This is a genomic window from Parahaliea mediterranea (assembly GCF_003402235.1).
Lineage (GTDB): Bacteria > Pseudomonadota > Gammaproteobacteria > Pseudomonadales > Halieaceae > Parahaliea > Parahaliea mediterranea.
Window position 1 is genome coordinate 163997 of the sequence record NZ_QEWO01000004.1, and the last position, 23577, is coordinate 187573.

The window sequence follows — 23577 nt, forward strand, 5'->3', positions numbered from 1 at the left end:
TCAGGCGGCCGGTGCGTTGGGCTGTTCGAAGTGCGCGGCCAGCTGGGCGGCGACCTCGGCGGCCTCCTCCTCGGATTCGGTCTGATCCTGGGTGACGCGCATCACCTCTTCCAGCGAGGTTTTGCCTGCCACCACCTTGCGCAGGCCGTCCTCGTACAGGGTGATCATGCCCTGCCTGCGCGCCGCGGCGTGCAGCAGGGTGGCGTCGGCGCCGGACATAATGACCCGATGCATCTCTTCATCCAGCACGAACAGTTCGTGGATGGCGGTACGGCCAGCATAGCCGGAATCCAGGCAGTGCTCGCAGCCCACCGACTGGTACACGGTGGTCTGGCCCTCGGCGAGGAAGGGGCGCAGGCCGTAGCGGCGAATCGCCTGGGCGTCCAGCTCGATGGCCTGCTTGCAGTGTTTGCACAGGGTGCGCACCAGGCGCTGGGCCAGCACACCGTTGACCGATGAGGTAATCAGGAAGCGCTCCACCCCCATGTCCTCCAGCCGGGTAATGGCGCCGGCGGCGGTGTTGGTGTGCAGGGTGGAAAGCACCAGGTGGCCGGTGAGAGCCGACTGCACGCCAATCTGGGCCGTTTCGGTATCGCGCATCTCACCGATCATGATGATGTCCGGGTCCTGGCGCAGGATGGCGCGCAGGGCGCGGGCAAAGCTGAGCTCGATCTGGGACTGCACCTGAATCTGGTTGACCCCGGCCAGCTGGTACTCCACCGGGTCTTCCACGGTGATGATCTTGAGCTTTTCGGAATCCAGCGAGGCCAGGGAGGCATACAGGGTGGTGGTTTTGCCGGAGCCGGTGGGCCCGGTCATCAGCAGCACGCCGTGGGGCCGGTTGATCAGGGTGGTGTAGCGCGCCAGGGTATCGTCGGAGAACCCCATATCGGTGAGGCTGAGGCGAATACTGCCCCGGTCCAGCACCCGCATGACGATGCTTTCGCCGTGCACGGTGGGGATGGTGGAGACCCGCAGGTCCAGCTCGTGGCCCTTCACCCGGGTCATGATGCGCCCGTCCTGGGGCAGGCGCCGCTCGGCGATGTTCATGTGCGACAGCAGTTTGATACGCGAGGCAATGGCCGGCGCCAGGCTGGGCGCGGGGGCGTCCCGCGCCTCCTGCAGCACGCCGTCCACGCGGTAGCGCAGGTGCAGGCCGTCTTCAAAGGGCTCGATGTGGATGTCCGAGGCGCCCATGTCCACCGCGCGGTGGATGATCTGGTTGACCAGCCGGATCACTGGCGCTTCCGAGGCCAGATCCCGCAGGTGTTCAATGAACTCGTCGTCGCTCTGGCCGCCGAACTGGTCCAGCAGCGCCTCGTCGTCTTCGCCCTGCTCTGCTTGCAGGTAGCGCTGCAGGGCCTTGTTGATGTCCGACTCCAGTCCCAGCTCCAGCGCCACGGGCTTGTCCAGCGCCATGCCCAGCGCCTTGGCGATGAAGGGGTCCTGCGGCACGGTGGCGGCGAAGGTCACCAGCTGGTCGGCGGCAGCCACCGGCACCACGGCATTGTTGAAGAGGAATTCCTGGGAGACGCCGTCGAGGCGAATGGCCTCTTCAGGGTAGTCGCTGGCGGGGCGCAGGGGAATGTCGAGCTGCTCCGACAGGGCCCGGGCCACATCTTCGTCGGAGACCAGGCCCAGCTTGATCAGCACCTGGCCGAACAGGTCGCCCATTTCGTTCTGGGCCAGCAGGGTGCGCTCTACATCGCGCTCGGAAATTTTGCCCTGCTGCACCAGCAGCTCGCCGATCTTGCTCATTACACGCCGTCGTTACATTTATAGTGAAGGCCCGGGGTTTAACCGCCGGGCCCGCAAACGGCGCCATTGTAGCATGCAAAGGCGGCCCCCCGCGCCAGGCGGGAGGCCAGCGGGTTCGGGCTCAGGCGACCTCGAACAGCCCCGCCGCGCCCATGCCGCCGCCAATGCACATGGTGATCACCACATAGCGCACGCCCCGGCGCTTGCCCTCGATCAGGGCGTGGCCGACCATGCGCGCGCCGCTCATGCCAAATGGATGACCAATGGCGATGGCGCCGCCGTTAACGTTCAGTCTGTCGTTGTCGATGCCGAGTTGGTCGCGGCAGTACAGTACCTGACAGGCGAAGGCCTCGTTGAGTTCCCACAGGCCAATGTCGTCCACGGTCAGGTTGTGGCGCTGCAGCAGCTTGGGCACGGCAAACACCGGGCCAATACCCATTTCCTCCGGTGCACAGCCCGCCACGGCCAGGCCGCGGTAAATGCCCAGCGGCGCCAGGCCCTGGCGCTCGGCCAGCTTGCTGTCCATCACCACGCAGGCAGACGCGCCATCAGATAGCTGGGAGGCATTGCCGGCGGTAATGAACTGGCCCTGCTTGACGAACTGGCCATCCTTGAACACCGGCTCCAGGCTTTGCAGGCCCTCAAGCGTGGTGGACGGGCGGTTGCCCTCGTCCTTCTCCAGCGTCACCGTCTCGTAGCTGGTTTCTTTTGTTTCTTTGTTGAACACCGCCTTGGTGGTGGTCATCGGCACAATTTCATCGTCAAAGGCACCCGCTGCCTGCGCCTTCGCCGTGCGCAGCTGACTCTGCAGGGAGTACTCATCCTGGGCATCGCGGGAGATGCCATAGCGCTCGCTGACCACCTCGGCGGTCTCGATCATCTGGATGTAGGCCTTGGGCGAGATGTCCAGCACCGTCTTGGAGACATTGCGGTAGCTGTTTTTGTGTTTGGTTTGCACCAGCGAAATGGACTCCAGGCCACCGGCCACCGCCACGTCGTACTCGTTGCAGATAATGCCCTTGGCGGCGGTGGCGATGGTCATCAGGCCGGAGGAGCACTGGCGATCCATGGTCATGCCGGAGGTGGTGTCCGGCAGGCCGCCGGCAATGCCACACAGGCGGCCGAGGTTGTAGGCCTGGGTGCCCTGCTGGGCGGCAGCGCCCATGATCACGTCGTCGACCATGGCCGGGTCGATACCGGCGCGCTCAACCGCCGCGCGCACCACGTGGCCGCCCATGGCGGGGGCTTCGGTGTCGTTGAATGCGCCACGGAAGGCTTTGCCGATCGGGGTGCGGGCGGTGCTGACGATGACTGCTTCTCTCATTGGAAACCTCTGTTTCTCTGGTGATTACGTTTCAGTTTGTGAAAAATTCCCGTTAATTTGCTGCGCTGGTGGCCCGGCGGCTGGAGGCTGGGAGCGCAGGCGCGGCGTGGGCGCCTTTGGGAAACGGCCATTGCTACGCCAGTCGCGCCGGCCGCTGCGCAACTCGACCATTTTTGCTGCGCAAAAATCGGGACTCGGCCAATGCTCGCGGAAAACTCCGTCGCGACTGGCTACGCAAAGCATGGCCTGACTGTTTCCCAAAGGCGCCTACGCCACACCTGGTCAACCCTTGTGCCAACTCCGGGTATCTTCCCCGGCGCGACCGGGGACAGGGCTCCACCTGGCAACTTGGCTACTACGCCCGCTGACTCGAACAGGACACAATCTCCCCGGTCATGTAGCCCGAGTAATCCGACGCCAGGAACATCATCACATTGGCGACTTCCCACACTTCCGCTGCGCGGCCGAAGGCTTCCTTCGACGCCAGTTCTTCCAGCAATTCCATCGGCGTTGTCTTTTTCAGGAATTCGTGAAAGGCAATGGACGGTGATACCGCGTTGATGCGCACACCGTGGTCGGCGGCTTCCAGCGCCGAGCAGCGGGTGAGCGCCATCACACCGGCCTTGGCGGCGGCGTAGTGGCACTGCTCCTTCTGGGCCCGCCAGCCGAGGACGGAGGCGTTATTGACGATGACGCCGGCGCCCCGGGGCTGCATTTTCTTCAGCATGGCGCGGGTCATGCGCATGGTGCCGGTGAGGGTGATATCGAGCACGCGGCTCCACTCGTCGTCTTCCATGTCCACCAGCAGCTTGGTGCCACCCAGGCCGGCGTTGTTGATCAGCACATCAACGCCGCCCATGTGGGTCTCGGCGTCGTCGATCAGGGCCTGCACGTCGTCTTCCACGGTCACATTGGCCACTTTGCCGTAGACCGCGTCCAGGCCAGTCTGCTCTTTGAGGGTGGCCACGGCTTTCTCCAGCCGGCCCTCGTGAATGTCGCTGATCATCACCGCGCGGGCGCCCTCTTCGGCGGCGCGGGTGGCGGCGGCAAAGCCGATGCCGGCGCCAGCGGCCGCGGTGATCAGCACGGACTTGCCAGCCAGCAGGTTGTGGCCCTTAACGTAGGGTGGGGGTTCTTTCAGTGCCATAGTGTGGTCTCTCTTTATCCTCGCGGCTTGCTCTGCTCTAACCTCGCGGTTCTCTTGGCATGCCAAGCGCGCGCTCTGCAATGATGTTGCGCTGGATCTGGTTGGTGCCGCCGTAGATGGTGTCGGAGCGGGTGAACAGGTACATGGACTGCAATCGATTCAGTTCGTAGGGCGCCTCATCCAGTATCTCGCTCTCCTGGCCCAGTACGTCCATGGCCAGCTTGCCCAGGTTGCGGTGCCAGGTGGCCCAGTACAGTTTGTAGATCATCGCCTCTTTCTGCAGGCTGCCGTCGCCACCACCGGAGAGCATGCGCATACTGTTGTAGCGCAGGATCTTCAGGCCCACGTGGGCATCGGCAATGCGCTGGCGCAGGGCCGGGTTCTTTGCCGCACCGTTGTCCTTCGCCAGTTTGACGATGGCGTCAAACTCGTTCTGGAACAGCATCTGCTGGCCCAGGGTGGACACGCCGCGCTCAAAGCCGAGCAGGCCCATGGCCACCTTCCAGCCATCGCCGGGGGCACCGACGATATCGGCGGCATCGCATTCCGCATCGTCGAAGAATACTTCGTTGAACTCACTGGTGCCGGTGAGCTGCTCGATGGGCCGCACGGTTACACCGGGCTGGTCCATGGTCACCAGGAAGAAACCGAGCCCCTTGTGGCCCACCGACTGCGGGTCGGTGCGGGCAATCACAAAGCAGTACTCGGACTCGTGGGCCAGGGAGGTCCAAACCTTCTGGCCGTTGATGCGCCACTTGCCTGCCGCCTCGTCGAATTCGGCGCGGGTTTTGACGTTGGCGAGATCGGAGCCGGCGCTGGGTTCGGAGTAACCCTGGCACCAGAACACTTCGCCGCGCAGGATGCCAGGCAGGTATTTCTGCTTCTGCTCGTCGCTGCCAAAGGCAATGATGGTCGGCCCGGCCAGGGTTTCGCCGATATGGCCGATACGCCCGGGGCCACCGGCGCGGGCGTATTCTTCGTTGAAGATCACCTGCTGCTCGATGCTGGCGCCACGGCCGCCGTATTCTTTCGGCCAGCCGATGCAGGTCCAGCCGCCCTCGGCCAGTTTGCGCTCCCAGGCTTTGCGCTCGGCCACCCTATGATGCTCGTCGCCGGGGCCGCCCCGGTGGCGCACACACTCGAATTCACCGCAGAGGTTGTCCGCCAGCCACTGGGCGACCTCTTCGCGAAACTGCTCGTCTTGCGGGCTGAAGCTCAGTTTCATGCCGCCGCCTCCCCGTCCAGAATCTGCTGCGCCAGCCGCTCCCGGTGGAAGGCGGCGTCGCCGAGGAAGGTCTCGGTGGACTTGGCGCGTTTGAAGTAAAGCTGAATGTCGTACTCGGCGGTGAAGCCGACGCCGCCGAACAACTGGATGCCGCAGCCGGCATTGAAGAAGTAGGCGTCGGAGCACCAGGCCTTGGCCACGCTGGCCGCCTCGGCCAGTTCCGCCCCCAGGGCGCCGCCGCTCAATGCCTCGTCGGCCACGCAGGCGGCGTAGTACAGGGCCGAACGCCCCGCTTCCACCTTCACCATCATGTCGGCGGCTTTGTGCTTCACCGCCTGGTAGGAGGCAATCACCCGGCCGAACTGCACCCGCTCCTGCAGGTAGTCCACGGTAATGTCCAGCGACTGCTGGGCGCCACCCACCTGGTCGGCGGCAATGGCCACCCGGGCCAGGTCAAGCACGCTCTGCAGCGGCCCCCAGGCCTTGCCGGCCTCGCCCATCAGGGCATCCGCCGCCACGCTCACACCGTCCAGGGTGATCTCGGCCTGCTTGCGGGTCTGGTCCATGGTGGGCAGCCAGCGCCGGGTGATGCCGGCGCTGTTGGCATCCACCACAAACAGGCTGACACCCTCATCGCCGGTGCTGCCAGGAGCGCGCGCCGCCACTATCAGGATGTCGGCGGTGTGGCCATCGCTCACGTAGCGGTAGCTGCCTTGCAGCACAAAGCCTTCGCCGCTGGGGGTACAGGTGGCAGTGATTGCATCGCTGCCCCAGCCACCGTTGGCCGCGGCGTAGGCCAGCGTGGCCGTTTTACCCGCCACAATCGCCGGCAGGTACTGTGCCTGCTGGGCGTCGCTGCCCGCCAGCCGCAGGGCGTTCACCCCCAGGCACACCGTCGAAAAGAAGGGTGAACAGAACAGGTAGCGCCCCATCTGTTCCAGCATGGCCACCAGTTCCACGTAGCCAAGGCCCATCCCGCCGTGTTCCTCGGGGATGTGAATGGCCTGCCAGAACATCTCCTGGCATACCCGCTCCCACAGGGCGGCTTCAAAGCCGGCCTCGGTGTTCATGGCCGCACGCACCGCTTCGCTGGTGGACACCTCAGCCAGAAAATCCGCGGCGGTATCGCGGATCATCTGCTGCTCTTCGGTGAAGGCAAACTCCATATCAGGTTCCCCAGACTTTCTGCGCCGGCACTTCGTTTGCCATCAGTTTGGCCACGGCGTCTTTGAGCTCCGAGGGCTGCCACTGGCCCTGCTTGTCCAACCCTTCGGTGGTGCGCCAGCCGTCGCAGATGCAGATGCGACCGCCTTCGGATTCGAACACGCGGCCGGTCACTCCGGCGGATTCGCCAGAGGCCAGAAAGGCAACCAGCACGGAGACGTTCTCCGGCGCGAAGTGGTCGAAGCTGCCGTCCTCGGGCTTGGCCATGCGCTGGGCCATTTCCGGCACGGCGTTGGTCATGCCGGTACGGGCGGAGGGGGCGATGGCGTTGGCGGTAATGCCGTAGCGCGCCAGTTCCGCCGCCTGGTTGAGGGTGAGGGCGGCAATGCCGGCCTTGGCCGCGGCGTAGTTGGACTGGCCGATGGAGCCCTGCAGGCCCGCGCCGGAGGTGGTGTTGATGATGCGCGCATCCACCGCGTGGCCTTCTTTGGACTGGCCGCGCCAGTAGTGCACCGCGTGGGAACTGATGCAGAAGTGCCCCTTGAGGTGGACCGCCATGATGGTGTCCCACTCCTGCTCGGTCATGCTGGCAAACATGCGGTCGCGGTTGACACCGGCATTGTTGACCACAGCGTGCAGGCCGCCAAAGGTGTCGATGGCCTGCTTTACGGCGTTCAGGCTGTCGTCGTAGTGGGTGATGTCGGAGGTATTCACCGCCGCTTCGCCGCCGGAGGCCTTGATTTCATCAACAACCCTGGCTGCCGCCTCCTGGTTGATGTCGTTGACGATGACTTTGGCGCCCTCGCCGGCCAACACCTTCGCATGGGCCGCACCGAGGCCGCCGCCGGCACCGGTGATGATAACGACTCGTCCTTCGCAAATTCCGCTCATTGTTTCTGATCCTGTATTCGACCTTGACTCATTGCCTGCGTGGGTTACAAGCGCTCCAGAATGGTGACGTTCGCCTGACCGCCGCCTTCGCACATGGTCTGCAGGCCGTAGCGGCCGCCAGTGCGCTCCAGTTCGTGCAGCAGGGTGGTCATCAGCTTGGTGCCGGTGGCGCCCAGCGGGTGACCCAGGGCAATCGCGCCGCCGTTCACGTTCATTTTCTCGTGGGGGAAACCGGTTTCCTTCATCCACGCCATGGGCACCGAGGCAAAGGCCTCGTTCACTTCCGCCAGATCGATCTGGTCCAGCGTCATGCCGGCTTTTTTCAGGGCGTATTCGGTAGCCGGGATTGGCGCGGTCAGCATCCAGATCGGGTCGGCACCGCGCACGCTCATGTGGTGAATGCGGGCGCGGGGCGTGAGGTTGTAGCGCTTCAGCGCCGCCTCAGACACGATCAGCATGGCGGATGCGCCATCGCAGGTCTGGCTGGACACGGCGGCGGTGATGGTGCCGCCCTCGGCCAGCGGTTCCAGCTCGGCCATTTTCTCCATGGAGGTCTGGCGCGGGGTTTCGTCCATCGCCAGGCCGTTCAGCGGCGCAATTTCGCGGTTGAAGCGGCCTTCTTCAATGGCGCGCAATGCGCGGGTGTGGGACTCCAGGGCAAAAGCCTCCATTTCCTGGCGGCTGCAGTTCCACTTCTCGGCAATCATCTGGGCGGAGTTGAACTGGGACACCGGCGTGTCGCCGTAGCGCGCCACCCAGCCCTGGCTGCCGGAGAAGGGGTCTTTAAAGCCCAGCGGCTCGGCGGCCAGCATGGCGGAGGAAATGGGAATGCTGCTCATGGTCTGCACGCCGCCGGCCACCACCACGTCGTTCACGCCGGCCATGATCGCCTGGGCGGCAAAGTGAACGGCCTGCTGGGAGGAACCGCACTGGCGATCGACGGTGGTGCCGGGCACTGCATCCGACAGGCCCGCGGCCAGCCAGCAGGTGCGGGCAATGTCGCCGGCCAGGGGGCCGATGGTATCGACACAGCCGAAAATCACATCGTCGTATTCACTGTCGGGGATGCCGTTGCGCTCGGCCAGCACTTTCAGTACGTGGCCACCGAGGTCGGCGGCGTGAACTTCGGCAAGGCTGCCGCGACGGCGGCCGGTGGGGGTGCGTACGGCATCGACTATATAGGCTTCTGGCATGGTCTGATCCTCTGTTTAGAAGGTGGTTCCGGCGCCCAGGGCGACGCCGTCGGCAAAGATGTGCTCTGCCACCCGTTGTTTGTGGAAGCCGGTATCACCAAAGGTGCCGGCCATGGCCCAGGCCTTCTTCATGAAGATGTGCAGGTCGACCTCCCAGGTATAGCCCATGGCGCCGTGCACCTGGATGCTGTTCTTGGCCGCCAGGTTGGCGGCTTCGCAGGCCACCAGCTTGGCGTGGGATACCGCCACCTGCGCCGCCTCGCCGCGGGCCAGGGCGTAGGCTGCGCGGGTTACCGGCGCCTTGGCATATTCCAGGCGCACGGCAACGTTGGCCATGTGGTGCTTGACGGCCTGGAAGCTGCCGATCACCTTGCCAAACTGCTGGCGCTCGCTGGTGTATTGCACGGAGATGTCGATCATGCGCTGGGCCAGGCCCAGGGCCTGGGCCGCCGCCCCAAGGGCGCCGCGATCCAGCACCGCCTGGTACAGGGCTGCGGCCTGCTCGCCGCTGGCCGCCGGCAGCACGCCCGCGGCAATGTCGATGGCGTACAGGCGCCGCGAGGGATCGACGGATTCATTGAATCGCGCACTGAACTGATCCGGCGTGAGCAGGTACAGCGCCTGCGGCTCGGCCCACAGCAGCAGGCCGGCCTGCGCGGCATCTTCGGCCAGGCCGTTGTCGCTGCAGCCTACGGCCACGCGGGTTTCACCGGCGGCGATTTTGGGCAGCCACTCGGCGGCGGCCTGGCCACCCAGCTGGCTGATGACCGGCACCGCCACCAGGGCGGTGTTGACCAGCGGCTCGGGCAGCGCCACGTAGCCACATTCCTGGGCCAGCAGAACAAAGTCCAGCTCGTCCATACCCAGGCCACCGTGCGCTTCCGGCACGGTGATGCCGGTCAGGCCCATTTCGGCCAGCTGCTGCCACAGGCCGTCATCGCGGCCGCTGTCGCTTTCCCAGATGCCGCGAATGCGCTCGGGGGTCACTTCGTTGACCAGAAAGTCCCGCACCGAGTCGCGGAACAGGAGTTGGTCTTCGCTAAAGGTAAAGTCCATATCGAATCTCTCTATCTACTGCCGATTCCTACTACCTCGGCATTCCCAACATACGCTCGGCGATAATATTTCTTTGAATTTCATTAGTACCGGCGTAGATCGGCCCGGACTGGGCAAACAGCCAGCCGTCCAGCCAGGTGCCCACGTCGCCGGCGTCCGGCGCATGGGGCAGCAGCTCGGCGCGGGCGCCCAGAATGCTCATGGCGGTGGCGTGCATGGCCTGGTCCAGTTCCGACCAGAAGATCTTGTTGGTGGAGGACTCGGCGCCGATCTTGCCGCCCTGGGTCAGGCGGCAGGCGGTTTCATAGGTAGTGAGGCAGTAGCTCTCGGCGTCCATCCAGGCGCGCATTACGGCATCGCGCACCGCCGGGTCGCGGTCGGCGCTGGCCTGGTTGGCTTTATACAGTTCCACCAGGCGGCGGGCGGTTTCCTGGAAGCGGGCCGGCGAGCGCAGCATCAGGCCGCGCTCAAAGCCGGCGGTGGCCATGGCCACGCTCCAGCCGGCGCCTTCGTCGCCGAGGCGATTGGCCACATCCACTTCCACATTGTCGAAGAAGATTTCGGCAAAGCCCGGCAACCCGTCCAGCTGCGGGATGGGGCGCACGGTGATGCCGGGGGTGTTCAGCGGCACCAGGATGAAGGTCAGGCCGCGGTGGCGCTCGGAATCCGGGTCGGTGCGGAACATGCCGAACAGCCAGTCCGCCCACACGGCGCGGGTGGACCAGGTTTTCTGGCCGTTGATGATGTACTTGTCGCCGTCCTTGCGGGCGGTGGAGCGAATCGCCGCCATGTCGGAGCCGGCATTGGGCTCGGACCAGCCCTGGGCCCACACCTCTTCGCCGTTGGCCATCTTCGGCAGGATGCGCGCCTTCTGCTCCTCGGTGCCGTATTCCATCAGGGTCGGGCCCAGCAGGAAGATGCCGTTCTGGTTGACCCGCAGGGGCGCCCGGGCGCGGTAGTACTCTTCTTCGAAGATCAGCCACTCGATCAGGTCGCAGGCGCGCCCGCCTAGTTCTTCGGGCCAGGTCACCATGCCCCAGCGGCCCTTGTTGAGGGTGGCCTCCCACTCGCGGTGCTGTTGGAAGCCCTCCTCGGTATCGAAGGTCTTCAGGGGCTCGGCGGGAACGTGCTCGGCGAGCCAGCTGCGCACTTCCTCGCGAAAGGCGTTTTGTTGGTCGGTGTAGTTCAGGTTCATCGTCTGGCCTTAAAACTTCGCGTCGCGTTTTTCCACAAAGGCATCCCGGGATTCCTGGGAGTCGCCCACGGTGTAGGCCTCCAGGGTGAAGCCCTGCTCCCAGCGGTACTTGTCTTCCAGGTTGCCGTCTTCAATGCCGGTGAGGGCCTCCTTGGCCAGCTTGACCATGGCCGGGGACTTCTCGGCGATTTTCGCCGCGATTTCGCGGGCGGTATCGCGCAGCTGGTCCTTCGGCACCACCTTCTCCACGGCGCCCAGGCGGTAGGCCTCGGCGGCGTCGATGAATTCGCCGGTGAAGTACATGTAGCGCACCTTCTGCACCGGGAACATGCGCTGCAGGTGCGCACCGCCGCCCATGGCGCCGCGGTCGATCTCCGGCACGCCAAAGCGCGCGCAGTCGGAAGCCACCAGGATGTCGGCGGCCCCGGCCATGCCAATGCCGCCGCCCAGCACAAAACCGTGCAGGGCGATAATCACCGGCTTGGGGTTGCGGTGAATGGCGCGGAAGGTTTCGTAGTTGCCCTTGTTCACCGCCACGATGCGCTCCGGGTGGGCGGCCAGCTCCTTGATGTCCACACCGGCGCAGAAGCCCTTGCCCTCGGCGGCAATCAGGATGACGCGCACGGCATCGTTGGCGCCCAGGGCGTCGATCTCGGCGGCCACGGCCATCCAGCCGGCGCTGTCGAAGGCATTCACCGGCGGCTTGTCGAGAATCATCTCGGCGATGCCGCCCTCGATGGTGGTTTTAAATACGGCTGTCATAGTGTGTCCTCGTCAGGCCGCGCCGGCGCGCTGCGCCAGTGCGGTGAGTCGTTGTTCCGCCTCGCGGGCAATGCCGCTGATCAGCGCTTCGCAGCTGAGCAGCTCGTCAATCACCCCCGCCACCTGGCCGCTGGGCAGCACGCCCTGCTCCGGGCGGCCGTCCACCATGGCCTTCTGGATAATCATCGGCGCATTGGCGGACATGATGGCCTGGGCGGCGGTAAGGTCGCCCGCGCCGCTCATGGCCACGGCGGACTTCAGCAGGCTCAGCAGGCTGGCGCCGGTGTGCTTGCGAAAGGCCAGGCCATTGCGAATGGCGATCAGCAGTTTTTTCAGGCCGCCGGCTTTTTCCAGCTCCGCCAGCAGTTCGTTCATGATCATGCGCTGGGGCAGGCCGTCCATCGCCTCGGAGCGGATGATCTGGGCCGGGTCCTTGCAGGCCAGGTAGCGCTGCAGGGTGGCGTCGGGCACCGGGCTTTCCTTGGTCAACAGGAAGCGGGTGCCCATGGCGATGCCATCGGCCCCCCAGGCCAGGGCCGCCACCAGGCCACGGCCGTCCTTGAAGCCGCCGGCGGCCACCACCGGCACCTTCTCGCCCACGGCGTCGATCACCTGGGGAATCAGCAGGGTGGTGGGCACGGCGCCGGTGTGGCCCCCGCCTTCCCCGCCCTGCACGGTGACCACATCGGCGCCCAGTTCCACCGCCTTGATGGCGTGCTTGGGCAGGCCCACGGTGGGCATGCACACCACACCGGCATCCTTCAGCTTGCGGATGAATTCCGGCCCCGGCGAGCGGGAGTAGCTGACCGCCTTGACGCCGTGGCGGATCACCATGTCGACAATGTCCGCCGCGTTGGGCTGGTACATGTGAAAGTTCACACCGAAGGGTTTGTCGGTGAGCGCCTTCACCCGCAGGATGTCGCGCTCCATTTCCGCCGGTGGAATGGTGGCGCCGGCCAGAAAGCCAAAGCCACCGGCGTTACAGCTGCCGGCCACCAGGTTCGGGTCTGCCACCCAGCCCATCGCGGTTTGCACGATGGGGTAGCGGCAGCCGAGCAGTTCGGTCAGGCGTGTGTTGAGGTTCATGCTGCCAGGCCCTTAGCTGCGAACGCCGGGAGGGTTGTCCTTGATCTGGTAGGCCCGCTGGTTGTGGGGGTCCAGCGCCTTGATGATGGCCAGCTGCTCCTCGGTGGGGGCGGCGGTAGTGGGCACTTCATCGGGCACCGCAATGGCAAAGCCGGTGTTTTCCAGCACTTCTTCCACGCTCACCCCAGGGTGCAGTGACAGCAGGCGCAGCTGGTGGTCGGGGCCGCCGAAGTCCATCACGCAGAGGTTGGTGATAACGCGGTGAATGTCCACATCGCTGAGCGCACGGCCCTTGGGCAGGCGCGCCGGGTTGTAGCCGATGGAGGAGACAAAATCGCACTCGCCATCAATGAACACGCGGTTGTTGTGGGCCGGCACAAAGAAGCTGTTGCGGTGGCAGATGGAGTTGCCCGGGAAGCCGCGCGCGCCCAGCATCATCACTTTGGGCTGGGCGTAGGTGCCGCCCAGGGCCGAGGTGTTGGTCTGGCCGAAGCGGTCGATCTGGGTCGGGCCGAGCATGGCGTGGCGCTTGCCGCTCCACACGTTGTCGAAGATGCGCGAAAAGCCCATCCAGCTCTCGTTGGCCTGCACAAAGTCATCGCCGCGGTTGCCCAGCGGGTTCGGCTCGGACAGCATGAAGGCCTCCGAGTCGGTCATCATCAGGTCCGGGTTGAAGGTCTTCATGGCCAGGCTCGCGCCCAGGCGCGGGATTACGCCGATGCCGGTGGCGAGTTTTTCGCCGTCGTCGCGGAAGGCTTCGGCGGCGGCCACGATGCACAGTTCAGCCAGGGTGTAGTCGGTTGCTGCAGTCATTGAACAAGTCTCCTTGGCTGATCAGTAAACGGGCAGGGGCAGTGCGCGGATGGCATCCAGGCCGCCAACGCGCTCCTGGTACTCGGCTTCGGTGGCCGCCAGGAACTGCTCGGCATAGGCGGCAAAGCCCCCTTCCTTGGCGCTGCCGTTGTAGGCCTTGAAGTGGGGTACGTCGAAGCCGTACTGGGGGTTGCAGGAGGTGGGGTGGGCGCCGCCGGGGATTTCCACCACCGCATCGGTGATGCTGCGCTCCCAGAACACCTGGCGCGCGCGCGCCGGGTCCTGGAAGTAGGCGGTATCAACCACCTCTTCGCAGGACACAATGGTGTTTTTGGCGGCGCGGGCCATCCAGTCGTCCAGGTAGTGATCCGGGCCTTCGATCTGGCACACGCCGCGCGCGTCGGCGCGGTCGGCGTGAATCAGGGCCACGTCCAGGTTCAGTGCCGGCATGGCCACCCACTCCTTGTCGTCGTAGGGGCTGTCGATCACTTTGATATCGGGGTTGTGGGTGAGGATGTCAGTGCCAAGGCCCACTTCGGTGGGGATGAAGGGCAGGCCCCAGGCCGCGGCGCGCAGACCCAGCAGCATCATGCCCTCGTCCACTTCCATCACCTCGATGGCGCCGCTCTGGCGGGCCTGGCGGAAGTAGGGCTCCAGGGGAATGAAGTCCAGCGAGACAAAGGCGAAGATGACTTTTTTCACCTTGCCGGAGGCGCACAGCATGCCCACATCGGCACCGCCGTAGGCGACGATGGTGAGGTCTTTCAGGTCCGAGCGCAGGATTTCCCGCACCAGGGCCATGGGCTTGCGCCGGGGGCCCCAGCCGCCAATACCCACGGTCATGCCGTCTGAGATTTGCGCCACTGCCGCGGCGGCCGAAATGCGTTTATCCATAACAGTTCCTTTCTCTACCAGTGCCGGCGACAGGCTGCCGGCGATTGCTTAATTCTCGTTGCGCTTTTTGCGCCCTGCTTTCAGTTTTGACTGTTGCCTACCGGGTGCTAGCGCACAATCCGCGCCATGCGGTAGTCGTGCTTTATAAAGTTCACGCCCAGGGTGCTCTCGGTGCGGCGCACGCCGGGAATGCCGCTGATATGGCCGTGCACAAACTCGGCCAGGTGTTCGTTGTTGCGCACCATGGTGATGGCCAGCAGGTCCGAGCGGCCGAGCATTTCACCGACAAAACCCAGCTCGGGGATTTCGGCCAGCCGGCTTGCCACCTCGCTCACCTGGTGGCTGCGCTCCACCTCCACCCAGATGTAGGCCAGGCTGGCATCGCGGAAGCGGTCGATGTTGGTCACCGCGGTGATGCGAATGAGTTTTTCCTCTTCCATGCGCTTGACGCGGCTGCGCACGGTGCCTTCGGTCACCCCAAGCTCGGCGGCAATCTGCCGGTTGCTGACCCGGGCGTCGCGGCTCAGGCGCTCGACGATGGCGCGATCCACCTCGTCCAGTTGCCGGCGGCTCACAGGGGCACCCAGTCCGGCTGGTTTTTCAGCACGTTCACCGCCAGCGAGGGGGTCAGCCGGCGCACACCGGGCAGGGCCGCCAGGCGGTCGCTCAACAGCCGGTGCAGGGCGGCCTGATCCTCGGCCACCACCAGGGCCTCGATGTCGTGGGTGCCCACCACCACATTCACCGAGAACACTTCCGGGATGGCGGCCAGCTCGCGGGCCACGCTTTCCGGGGTGCGGCTTTCCACCTGCACCCCCACTGCCAGCAGCAGGTTGTAGCCCGCCGCCTCGATGTCAGTCACCGCCACCACCCGCATGGTGTTGGACTCTTCCAGCCGGCGCACCCGGCTGCGCACAGTGGCTTCGGTCAGGCCCAGGGCCTTGGCCAGGGCGCGAAAGGGCATGCGCCCGTCTTCGCGCAGCAGGGCGATGATGCGGTGATCCACCTCGTCCAGCTGCGGGTGGAACTCGGTCACTGCCGCGGTGTTCACGCGCTCTCCGCCGCGGCCAGGTCCCGCAGCTCGTTCTTCAGCACTTTGCCGCCGGCGTTCATGGGGAAGGCCTCCAGAAAGCGCACCGAACGCGGCACCTTGTAATTGGCCATGTTCTCCCGGGACCAGGCGATCACCGCCGCCTCGTCAATGTCGGCACCGCTGCTTTTGACGATGTAGGCCCGGGCCACTTCGCCCATGCGCTCGTCGGGCACGCCAATCACTGCCGCACGGGCCACGCCCGGCATGCTGCACAGGGCGTTCTCGATTTCCGCCGGGTAGCAGTTGAAGCCACCGACAATAAACATGTCCTTGATGCGATCGGTAATGCGCACGTAGCCGTCGGCATCCATCACCCCCACATCGCCGGTTTTCAGCCAGCCGTCGGCGGTGATGGTGTTGGCGGTTTCCTCGGGGTTGTCGAGGTAACCCTGCATCACGTTGAACCCGCGGAACCAGATTTCGCCCTCCTCCCCCGGCGCCACGGTGTTGCCCTCGCCGTCCACGCATTTCATCTCCACCCCGTCCATGGCACAGCCGGAGGTGTGGGATATGCGCTCGGCGCTGTCGTCGGCGCGGCAGATGGACACCACCCCGCAGGATTCGGTGAGGCCGTAGGCGGTAACCACCACCTCAAAGCCGAGCACCTCGCGCATCTGCTCCACCAGCTTCACCGGCACCGGCGCGGCGCCGGTCACCGCCAGGCGCAGGCTGGACAGGTTGTAGTCGTCGCGCTGGGGATGGGCCAACAGTGACTGGTAAATGGTGGGCGGGCCGGGAATCATCGACACCTGGTCGCGCTCGATCTGGGCCAGCACGGCGTCCAGGTCGAAGTTGCGCACCGGCAGGATTCTGGCGCCAGTGATAATGGCCGCCAGCCAGCCGGCCTTGTAGCCAAAGGAATGGAAAAACGGGTTGATAATCAGGTAGTTATCGTCCGCACACAGGCCAACGGTGGCGCTCCAGGTTTCGAAGGCGCGGATGTTCTGGCCGTGACTGGTTACCACGCCCTTGGGTTTGCCGGTGGTGCCGGAGGTGAACAGGACGTCCAGGGTATCGGCCGGGGTGAGCGCGGCGGCGCGCGCCTGCACATCGGCCTCGCTCACCTCGGCGCCACGGGCCATGAAGGCCTCCCAGTCGAGCTGGCCGGTGCCGCTGCCTTCCAGCAGCACGGTGCCCTCGAGCGCGGGCAAGTCCTCGCCGGCCAGCAGGGCCGGGTAGCGAATGCCGAGAAACTCCGGCACCGTGAACAGCCATTTGGCGCCGCTGGCGCGCAGGATATAGGCCGCCTCACTACCCTTGAGGCGCGTATTCAGGGGCACCAGCACACCGCCGATGGTCTGGGCGCCCAGGGCCGCCACAATCCACTGGTACATATTGGGCGCCCAGATGGCGATGCAGTCGCCTTTGTTAAGGCCCATGGCCGCCAGGGCCCTCGCCGCCTGCAGGCGGGCCGCGTTGAGGCCGGCAAAACTGAGCGCCGTCGCACCGTCGCGAATGGCGATGCGCTCGCCATGCTCGGCGGCGGCCTGTGCCACCACCTCGGGTACCGTTCTCTGATTCGCGTTCTGGCTTGGCATGCGCGGGGCTCCCGGGCCGGCTGGTGGGCTGAAGTGGGGCAAATATAGGAGGCCACTCCGGGCCCAGCAAGCACAATGCGTAAATTTTTTGCTTAATTCCTACGCATAGTGCAACTATTCGACTCCAGCTGCTTAACCTTGCCGTGGCAGCTCTGGCACTATGCCCACCGGCTATATAGCCAGCCGAACCGCCGGCTGCATAAACACAACAAGGAGCACGCTGTATGAACCTGAACACCGCCCGCACCGGGCTCGCCACCGCCGTTGCACTGGCCGCCGGCCTGCTGGCCCCGGCCGCCACCGCGTTGGCCCAGGGCCTGGAAGAAGTGATTGTGACCGCCCAGAAGCGCAGCGAATCACTGCAGGACACCCCCATCTCCATCAATGCCTTCAATAGCGAAGCCATTGAAAGCATGGGCCTGACCAACATGAAAGACGTGGGCCTGGCTGCCCCCAGCCTGCAGACCCCGGCCTACCCCACCACCAGCAACAACCTGGCCTTCTTCATTCGCGGTATCGGCAACGCCGACTCCATCATCCTGACCAAGGACAACACCGTCGGGGTGTACTACGACGGCGTTTACGCCGGGCGCACCACCGGCGTACTGGCCGACCTGGCCGACCTGGAGCGGGTGGAAATCCTGCGCGGGCCCCAGGGCACCCTGTACGGCCGCAACACCACCGCCGGCGCCATCAACTTTGTTACCAGCAAGCCCAGCGGCGAGTTCGCCCTGGACCAGACCCTGAGCCTTGGCAACTACAACTACCAGCGCTCTGTCACCAGCATCGACCTGCCGGAAATCGTCGGCGTGAAATCCCACATCTCCGCCGTGTTCACCGACCGCGACGGCTGGGTGGACAACGACGGCGCCGGCAAAATCCCGGGGCAGGAGTACGAGGACTTCTATCTCGAAGACAAGAAGGGCTTTCGCCTGGCACTGCGCTACGACCAGATCGACCGACTGCTGGTGGATTACACCTTCGACTATTCCGACATGGAAACCACCTCGCCCTACTTCCAGTACTCCGGCCCCACTGGCGCAGGCATCAGCGCGGCGGGCGGCGACATTGTGGCGAGCTACCAGGACCGCCTGGAGCACACCTACGACGCCAAGACCGGCCAGCGTCGCGCCTACCAGCTGCCGCGCACCGTCACCAAAACCCGCGGCCAGTCCCTGAGCGTCAGCTACGACATCAACGACTTCCTGACCTTCAAGTCCATCACCGGCTTTCGCGCCTTCGATGACGACCTGTCGCAGAACTTCGCCGACTCCTTCGGCGGCGCCTCCGGCCTGCAGGTGAACACCATCACCGAACACGAGCAACTGACCCAGGAATTCCAGCTCACCGGCGCCACCGAGCGCTGGAAGTACGTGGGCGGTTTGTACTACCTGAAGGAAGACGGCACCTCCGCCGAAATGCAGTACCTGGACCGCGCCCTGGTGCAGAGCACCGGCCTTGTCGCCTTCGACAGCAACGGCCCCTGCGTTTCCGGCGCCTTTGGCGCGCCGCCGCCGGTGTGCAACGTGCTGGACCCCTTCTTCTACCCCGCCTACCTGGGTGAATTCACCGTGAAGAGCGAGGTGGAATCCTACGCCGCCTTCGGCCAGGCCACCTGGACGCCCGACATCCTCGACGACCGCCTGGATGTCACCCTGGGCGCCCGCTACACCCAGGACGATCGCAGCGCCACCCGCACCAACGACGGCCTGCTGTGGAACGCCTTTGGCCCGGGCAGCAACGACTCCGACATCAGCCACCCCGACTGGAGCGCCACCGCCGACTACCGCTGGACGGAGAACTTCTCCACCTACGTGAAAGCGGCCACCGCCTTCCGTTCCGGCGGCTCCAGCCCGAAGGCCCTGGACTTCTCCGAAACCTTTGACGAGGAGACCCTGATCAGCTACGAGCTGGGCTGGAAATCCGAGCTGTGGGACAACCGCATCCGCTTCAACGGCGCGGTATACCAGACCGAGATCGACGACATCATCCTCGACTACCTGCCGGACCCAGTGAACAACCCGAGCATCGTCAGCATCTTCAACTCCGGCGAGGCGGAAATTCGCGGGGTAGAGTTCGACCTGCTGATGGCCCTGACCAACAACTTCCAGATTGGCATCAACTACGCCTACATCGACTCGGAAATTTCCGACGCCATCTTCCCGGACGGCTCCGATCGCACCGACACCACCGTGCTAGTGTGGGCACCGGAAAACGCCTACAGCGTAGTGGCGGACTACAACGTGCAGCTGGGCAACCTCGGCGAGCTGAAGGCCCACCTGGACTACGCCTGGCAGGACGAGCAGTACGCCCTGGCCAACACCGACGCCGGCGAAGTGATTGTGCCGGACTTCGGTATCTTGAACGGCCGCCTCAGCCTGGACTATGTACAGATGCTGGGCGGCGAATGGCAGTTTGCCGTGTGGGCCAAAAACCTGACCGACGAGGACAGCGTGAACTACCGCATCGGCCAGACCTCCACCACCTACCTGCAACCGCGCACCTACGGCGTGGACTTCCGACTGCGCTACTGATTCACAGCGCACTCATGCAAAAGGGGCCTGCGGGCCCCTTTTTATTTTGGAAAACCAAATTATCTGGCTGGGATGGATGGCTTACAATTTTATAAACAGATGATCACTAGTTGCGCCGTAGAATTCAGTGGAACAATGGCAACAACTTCTCAGCTTTATGCAATGCACGAATACCCGTGCGTACAATACGCCCTTCTTCTGCAGTCTTCTCGGCGGTTGGAGATCGCAGAGGAACGAGCTACTGCTTTCGACTCCTAAGACCAGAATGTTAGACTGAGAGTAATAGGTGCAATTGAAAGTATGGAATTTGAATGTTAAGGGAATTGGCAGCAGTAATACTAATTTTGATTGCGGCTTACTCAAATGCAGCATTTTCCACATCTATTGCGCGCTGTGTTAAAGAAATTCCATTGACAGAGAATGAAACTCTTGAATTAGAGAGACTTATCGCCGTCTATATCGGAGAGAGCCACAGTCAAAATGAACGAAAAATAATTTCATCGATATATCATGAAGAGCGATCTGTAGTTTTTCATTATTCCCCTCATGATAGAAAAGCAATACAATCTAAATACGGCTCAGCCCTAGTAAGCAGCTACACGGTACGATGTAGTAAAATAGACTCTGGCCAGCCTTGGGAATGCCAACCTCCGAACATCCGCCGAAAATTAGAAACTGATAACGGTTTTATTGAAATAAATTCCGACAACCTTTCCTTTAAAGAGCTTGACAATATCCTTGATTTTGTAAAAAGTGTTACGATCCGTGATATTGAAAAGGCGTTCAAATCACAAGGACTCCGCACTCCAAAGATTAATGATAAAAACCTTAAAGACTACAAATCCGTAACATTTATTGGAAAGAGCGAACAGGATGATAGGGAGTACTTTTTCTCATCCGGTAAAGAAGAGGGGTATTTGTTCTTCCTAAAGAAACGCCGTTCTCTATTCCCGCTAAGGAAATACAAGATCTTCGGAGTTGCAGTCGCCGCCCCTTGATCTAGTTTCAGCTTGTGACTAATTTCAGCTTTGAGGACTCAGCGACCAAGTGAGAAGGCACTAGACGCGTTCCTTCTTTGCTATACTGACTCGACGCCAAAAGCGGAAAATAGCTATGGTTGCCAGAAAAAGTATAACAGCAATCTATAACTCTATTGGTGACGGCTACGATGTTACTCGGAAAGCAGACCCAGAAATCGTATCCACTCTAGCAGATATGATTAGGCCATCCCTGCATGGTGAGTATCTGGACGTTGCCTGTGGTACAGGGAATTACACGACGGTTCTTTCTGCTCTCGGTGGCAATTGGAGTGCCATTGATCAATCCGAAGTTATGTTGGCCAATGCACGACCAAAATCGGATAGCGTGTCGTGGTATCTCATGGATGCAATGAAGCTGGAGTTCAGTTCTAATTTCTTCGACGGCTCCACCTGTACGCTCGCAATACACCACTTTCCAGAAATTGATCTACCATTTCGTGAAATTGCTCGCGTGCTCAAGCCCGGCGCGAGGTTTGCAATCCTCACTGCATTTCCGACTCAAATGATGCGGTATTGGCTCACTGAGTACTTCCCTGGAATGATGGAGAAGGCTTGTGAGCAGATGCCAGATAGGGAGCAGGTAATAAGCTCGTTATCGCGGGCCGGGCTGATAGTCGAGGAGTTCAGGCCTTTTGAGATCACACCCGAGCTACAAGATTTTTTTCTCTACAGCGGAAAGCAACGGCCAGAGATTTACTTGTCTGAGTCAGTGCGTGCCGGAATCTCGTCATTTAGGAATGGATTTTGCGATCCAGAGGAACTGCGTGATGGACTGGCACGTCTTGAGAGGGATATCGCTGGCGAGAACATCTCTAATGTTATGAAACGATATAGCCACAATGATGGCGACTATATGTTCATCCTTGCCCGGAAGCCAGTTTGAGCTTTTTCGGTATCTGCTTTGGTGGGCTCGGGACGTTCGAATGATGTGGTGATCGTGTCTGCTTTGAGGACGATGGGGACCGGGCCGAATGCGCCACTTATAGCGGGCTACAAAAGCCTAAACTATCAATTCAACACCCCTTCGTTGAATTCAGCAGCGGAAACATCGCTGATGAAAGTCAATGCAGCCAGATGTTTCAGATACCCAATTATTTTGAGCGATGATGCGGCGAACGCGATAGCAAACTACGGCCGCGCCAGGCAGCGGCCGTAGTTGCAGAACTGAGGTACAGGGCAGGTACGGGCGTGGCCGCCCGTCGTCGCCTCAGGCGTCGGGGAAGGTGTAATCCTCGAACTGCTTGCGCAGCTCCACCTTCTGGATTTTACCGGTGGCCCCGTGGGGCAGGCTGTCGACAAACTGCACTGCGTCGGGCGTCCACCACTTGGCGATCTTGCCGTCGAACCAGGCGAGCATTTCCGCCTCGGTGAGGTCTTCGCCGTCCGGGGACTTCACTACAATCAGCAGCGGCCGCTCGCTCCACTTGGGATGGTAGTGGCCGATCACCGCGGCCTCTGCCACTTTCGGGTGGTCGGTGGCGACATTTTCCACTTCGATGGAGGAAATCCACTCGCCGCCGGATTTGATCACGTCTTTGGTGCGATCAGTGATGGCCATGTAGCCGTCCGGGTCGATGGTGGCCACGTCGCCGGTTTCGAACCAGCCGTCGCTGTGGGCGCTGCCGCCCTCCAACTTGAAGTAGCTGGAGCAGATCCAGGGGCCGCGCACCATCAGTGAGCCGTAGGCCACGCCATCCCAGGGCAGTTCGTCACCCTGTTCATCCACGATTTTCATTTCCACCCCGAACACCGGGCGGCCGGCCTTCAGGCGCAGTTTGGCAAAGGCGTCGGGGCTGTACTTCTCGCGGCTGTCGGCGCTGGCGTTGATGCTGCCCAGGGGGCTCATTTCGGTCATGCCCCAGCCCACACGGGATTCCACACCGTACTTTTCGAAGTCTTCCATAATGGACAAGGGGCAGGCCGCGCCGCCCACCACCACCCGCTGCAGGGAGTCGATGGTTTCGCCGCTTTTCTTCAGGTAGGCCAGCAGGGCCAGCCACACGGTGGGCACGCCGGCGGACTGGGTCACGCCTTCTTCGTTGATCAGCGCCGCCAGGGTGGCGCCGTCACCCACTTTGGCGCCGGGGAAGACCATTTTTGACCCGGCCATGGGGCAGGAATAGGGAATGCCCCAGGCGTTGACGTGGAACATGGGCACAATGGGCAACACCGCGTCCTGGCGCGACAGGCCCAGGGCGTCGGGCATCATGGATGCATAGGCGTGCAACAGGGTGGAGCGGTGGGAGTAAAGCACCCCTTTGGGGTTACCGGTGGTGCCGGAGGTGTAGCACAGGGCGCAGGCTTCGTTTTCATCCAGCGCTGGCCAGTCGAAGTCGCTGCCCTGCCCGGCCAGCACGTCTTCGTAGCACAGGAGGTTGTCCACCTCGCCGGCGGGCATGTGCTCGGCGTTGGTGAGGGCAACCCAGCCCTTCACGCCGGGGCACTGGTCGGCAATAGCGGCCACCAGCGGCATGAAGTCGGGGTCGAAAAACACGTACTGGTCTTCGGCGTGGTTGATGATGTAGACCAACTGCTCCGGGAACAGGCGCGGGTTGATGGTGTGGCACACAAAGCCCGAGCAGCTCGCCGCGTAGTAGGTTTCGAAGTGGCGGTAGTCGTTCCAGGCCAGGGTGGCAATGCGGTCGCCGCGCTGCACATTCCAGCCGGCCATGGCGTTGGCCAGCTGGCGCACCCGGGCAAAGGCGTCGCGGTAGGTGTAGCGGTGGCGCGGGTTGTCCTTGGTCACCGACACAATTTCGCCGCCGCCATTGACGCGCTCGGCATGGTGCATGATGGAGGTGACCGTGAGTGAGGTGTTCATCATCAGGCCGTTCATGGGTATCTCCTGTTTTACTGGTATTGTC

Annotated in this window: 20 protein-coding genes; 3 read left to right on the top strand and 17 right to left on the bottom strand. The window is 63.1% G+C overall.

Annotated features, from left to right (window positions below; translation table 11 throughout):
- The 16 genes from DDZ17_RS13110 to DDZ17_RS13185 all read right to left on the bottom strand — a co-directional run bounded on the left by DDZ17_RS13110 (position 1) and on the right by DDZ17_RS13185 (position 17139).
- Positions 1–1758, bottom strand: a complete 1758-nt coding sequence (locus DDZ17_RS13110; protein ID WP_116367414.1) for a GspE/PulE family protein — start codon at positions 1756–1758, stop codon at positions 1–3.
- 121 nt (positions 1759–1879) lie between these two features.
- Positions 1880–3082, bottom strand: coding sequence for an acetyl-CoA C-acyltransferase (locus DDZ17_RS13115; protein WP_116367415.1), 1203 nt, complete (start codon positions 3080–3082; stop codon positions 1880–1882).
- 355 nt (positions 3083–3437) lie between these two features.
- Positions 3438–4229, bottom strand: coding sequence for an SDR family oxidoreductase (locus tag DDZ17_RS13120; protein ID WP_206613546.1), 792 nt, complete (start codon positions 4227–4229; stop codon positions 3438–3440).
- A 37-nt stretch (positions 4230–4266) separates the two neighbouring features.
- A complete protein-coding gene (locus DDZ17_RS13125; protein WP_116367416.1) occupies positions 4267–5454 on the bottom strand; it encodes an acyl-CoA dehydrogenase family protein in 1188 nt (395 codons plus the stop codon).
- On the bottom strand, positions 5451–6620 hold the full coding sequence (locus DDZ17_RS13130) for an acyl-CoA dehydrogenase family protein (RefSeq protein ID WP_116367417.1): 1170 nt from the start codon (positions 6618–6620) through the stop codon (positions 5451–5453). The genes DDZ17_RS13125 and DDZ17_RS13130 overlap by 4 nt, the downstream gene beginning before the upstream one ends.
- 1 nt (position 6621) lies before the next feature.
- Positions 6622–7509: an SDR family oxidoreductase gene (locus tag DDZ17_RS13135; protein WP_116367418.1), complete on the bottom strand. Its 888-nt coding sequence runs from the start codon at positions 7507–7509 to the stop codon at positions 6622–6624.
- A gap of 44 nt (positions 7510–7553) precedes the next feature.
- A complete protein-coding gene (locus DDZ17_RS13140) occupies positions 7554–8702 on the bottom strand; it encodes an acetyl-CoA C-acetyltransferase (RefSeq protein ID WP_116367419.1) in 1149 nt (382 codons plus the stop codon).
- A gap of 15 nt (positions 8703–8717) precedes the next feature.
- Positions 8718–9758, bottom strand: a complete 1041-nt coding sequence (locus DDZ17_RS13145; protein WP_116367420.1) for an acyl-CoA dehydrogenase family protein — start codon at positions 9756–9758, stop codon at positions 8718–8720.
- A gap of 31 nt (positions 9759–9789) precedes the next feature.
- Positions 9790–10953, bottom strand: coding sequence for an acyl-CoA dehydrogenase family protein (locus tag DDZ17_RS13150; RefSeq protein WP_116367421.1), 1164 nt, complete (start codon positions 10951–10953; stop codon positions 9790–9792).
- Between the two features lie 9 nt (positions 10954–10962).
- A complete protein-coding gene (locus tag DDZ17_RS13155) occupies positions 10963–11715 on the bottom strand; it encodes an enoyl-CoA hydratase family protein (protein ID WP_116367422.1) in 753 nt (250 codons plus the stop codon).
- Positions 11716–11727: 12 nt separating this feature from the next.
- On the bottom strand, positions 11728–12801 hold the full coding sequence (locus DDZ17_RS13160) for an NAD(P)H-dependent flavin oxidoreductase (protein ID WP_116367423.1): 1074 nt from the start codon (positions 12799–12801) through the stop codon (positions 11728–11730).
- Positions 12802–12813: 12 nt separating this feature from the next.
- Positions 12814–13614, bottom strand: a complete 801-nt coding sequence (locus tag DDZ17_RS13165) for a CoA-transferase subunit beta (RefSeq protein WP_116367424.1) — start codon at positions 13612–13614, stop codon at positions 12814–12816.
- 21 nt (positions 13615–13635) lie between these two features.
- Positions 13636–14508 (bottom strand): CoA transferase subunit A, encoded by an 873-nt coding sequence (locus DDZ17_RS13170; protein ID WP_116367425.1) that lies wholly within the window; start codon positions 14506–14508, stop codon positions 13636–13638.
- 107 nt (positions 14509–14615) lie between these two features.
- Positions 14616–15083 (bottom strand): Lrp/AsnC family transcriptional regulator, encoded by a 468-nt coding sequence (locus DDZ17_RS13175; RefSeq protein ID WP_116367426.1) that lies wholly within the window; start codon positions 15081–15083, stop codon positions 14616–14618.
- Positions 15080–15559: an Lrp/AsnC family transcriptional regulator gene (locus DDZ17_RS13180; protein ID WP_241505881.1), complete on the bottom strand. Its 480-nt coding sequence runs from the start codon at positions 15557–15559 to the stop codon at positions 15080–15082. The genes DDZ17_RS13175 and DDZ17_RS13180 overlap by 4 nt, the downstream gene beginning before the upstream one ends.
- Entirely contained in the window at positions 15556–17139 is a 1584-nt protein-coding gene (locus DDZ17_RS13185) for a FadD3 family acyl-CoA ligase (RefSeq protein ID WP_116367427.1), read from the bottom strand. Before DDZ17_RS13185 ends, DDZ17_RS13180 begins: the two co-directional genes overlap by 4 nt.
- Before the next feature lie 224 nt (positions 17140–17363).
- Between DDZ17_RS13185 and DDZ17_RS13190 the strand changes: the two genes are divergently transcribed.
- From DDZ17_RS13190 to DDZ17_RS13195, 3 genes are all read left to right on the top strand, one after another.
- Positions 17364–19673: a TonB-dependent receptor gene (locus DDZ17_RS13190; protein WP_116367428.1), complete on the top strand. Its 2310-nt coding sequence runs from the start codon at positions 17364–17366 to the stop codon at positions 19671–19673.
- A gap of 311 nt (positions 19674–19984) precedes the next feature.
- Entirely contained in the window at positions 19985–20671 is a 687-nt protein-coding gene (locus tag DDZ17_RS22435; RefSeq protein WP_157976634.1) for a hypothetical protein, read from the top strand.
- Positions 20672–20786: 115 nt separating this feature from the next.
- Positions 20787–21596 carry a class I SAM-dependent methyltransferase gene (locus DDZ17_RS13195; RefSeq protein WP_116367429.1) on the top strand — a complete coding sequence of 270 codons (810 nt, stop codon included), beginning with the start codon at positions 20787–20789 and terminating at the stop codon, positions 21594–21596.
- Positions 21597–21920: 324 nt separating this feature from the next.
- Here the strand turns inward: DDZ17_RS13195 and DDZ17_RS13200 are convergent, their stop codons facing one another.
- Complete coding sequence (locus DDZ17_RS13200) at positions 21921–23549, bottom strand: 3-(methylthio)propionyl-CoA ligase (protein WP_116367430.1); 1629 nt, start codon at positions 23547–23549, stop codon at positions 21921–21923.
- Positions 23550–23577 lie beyond the last annotated feature (28 nt).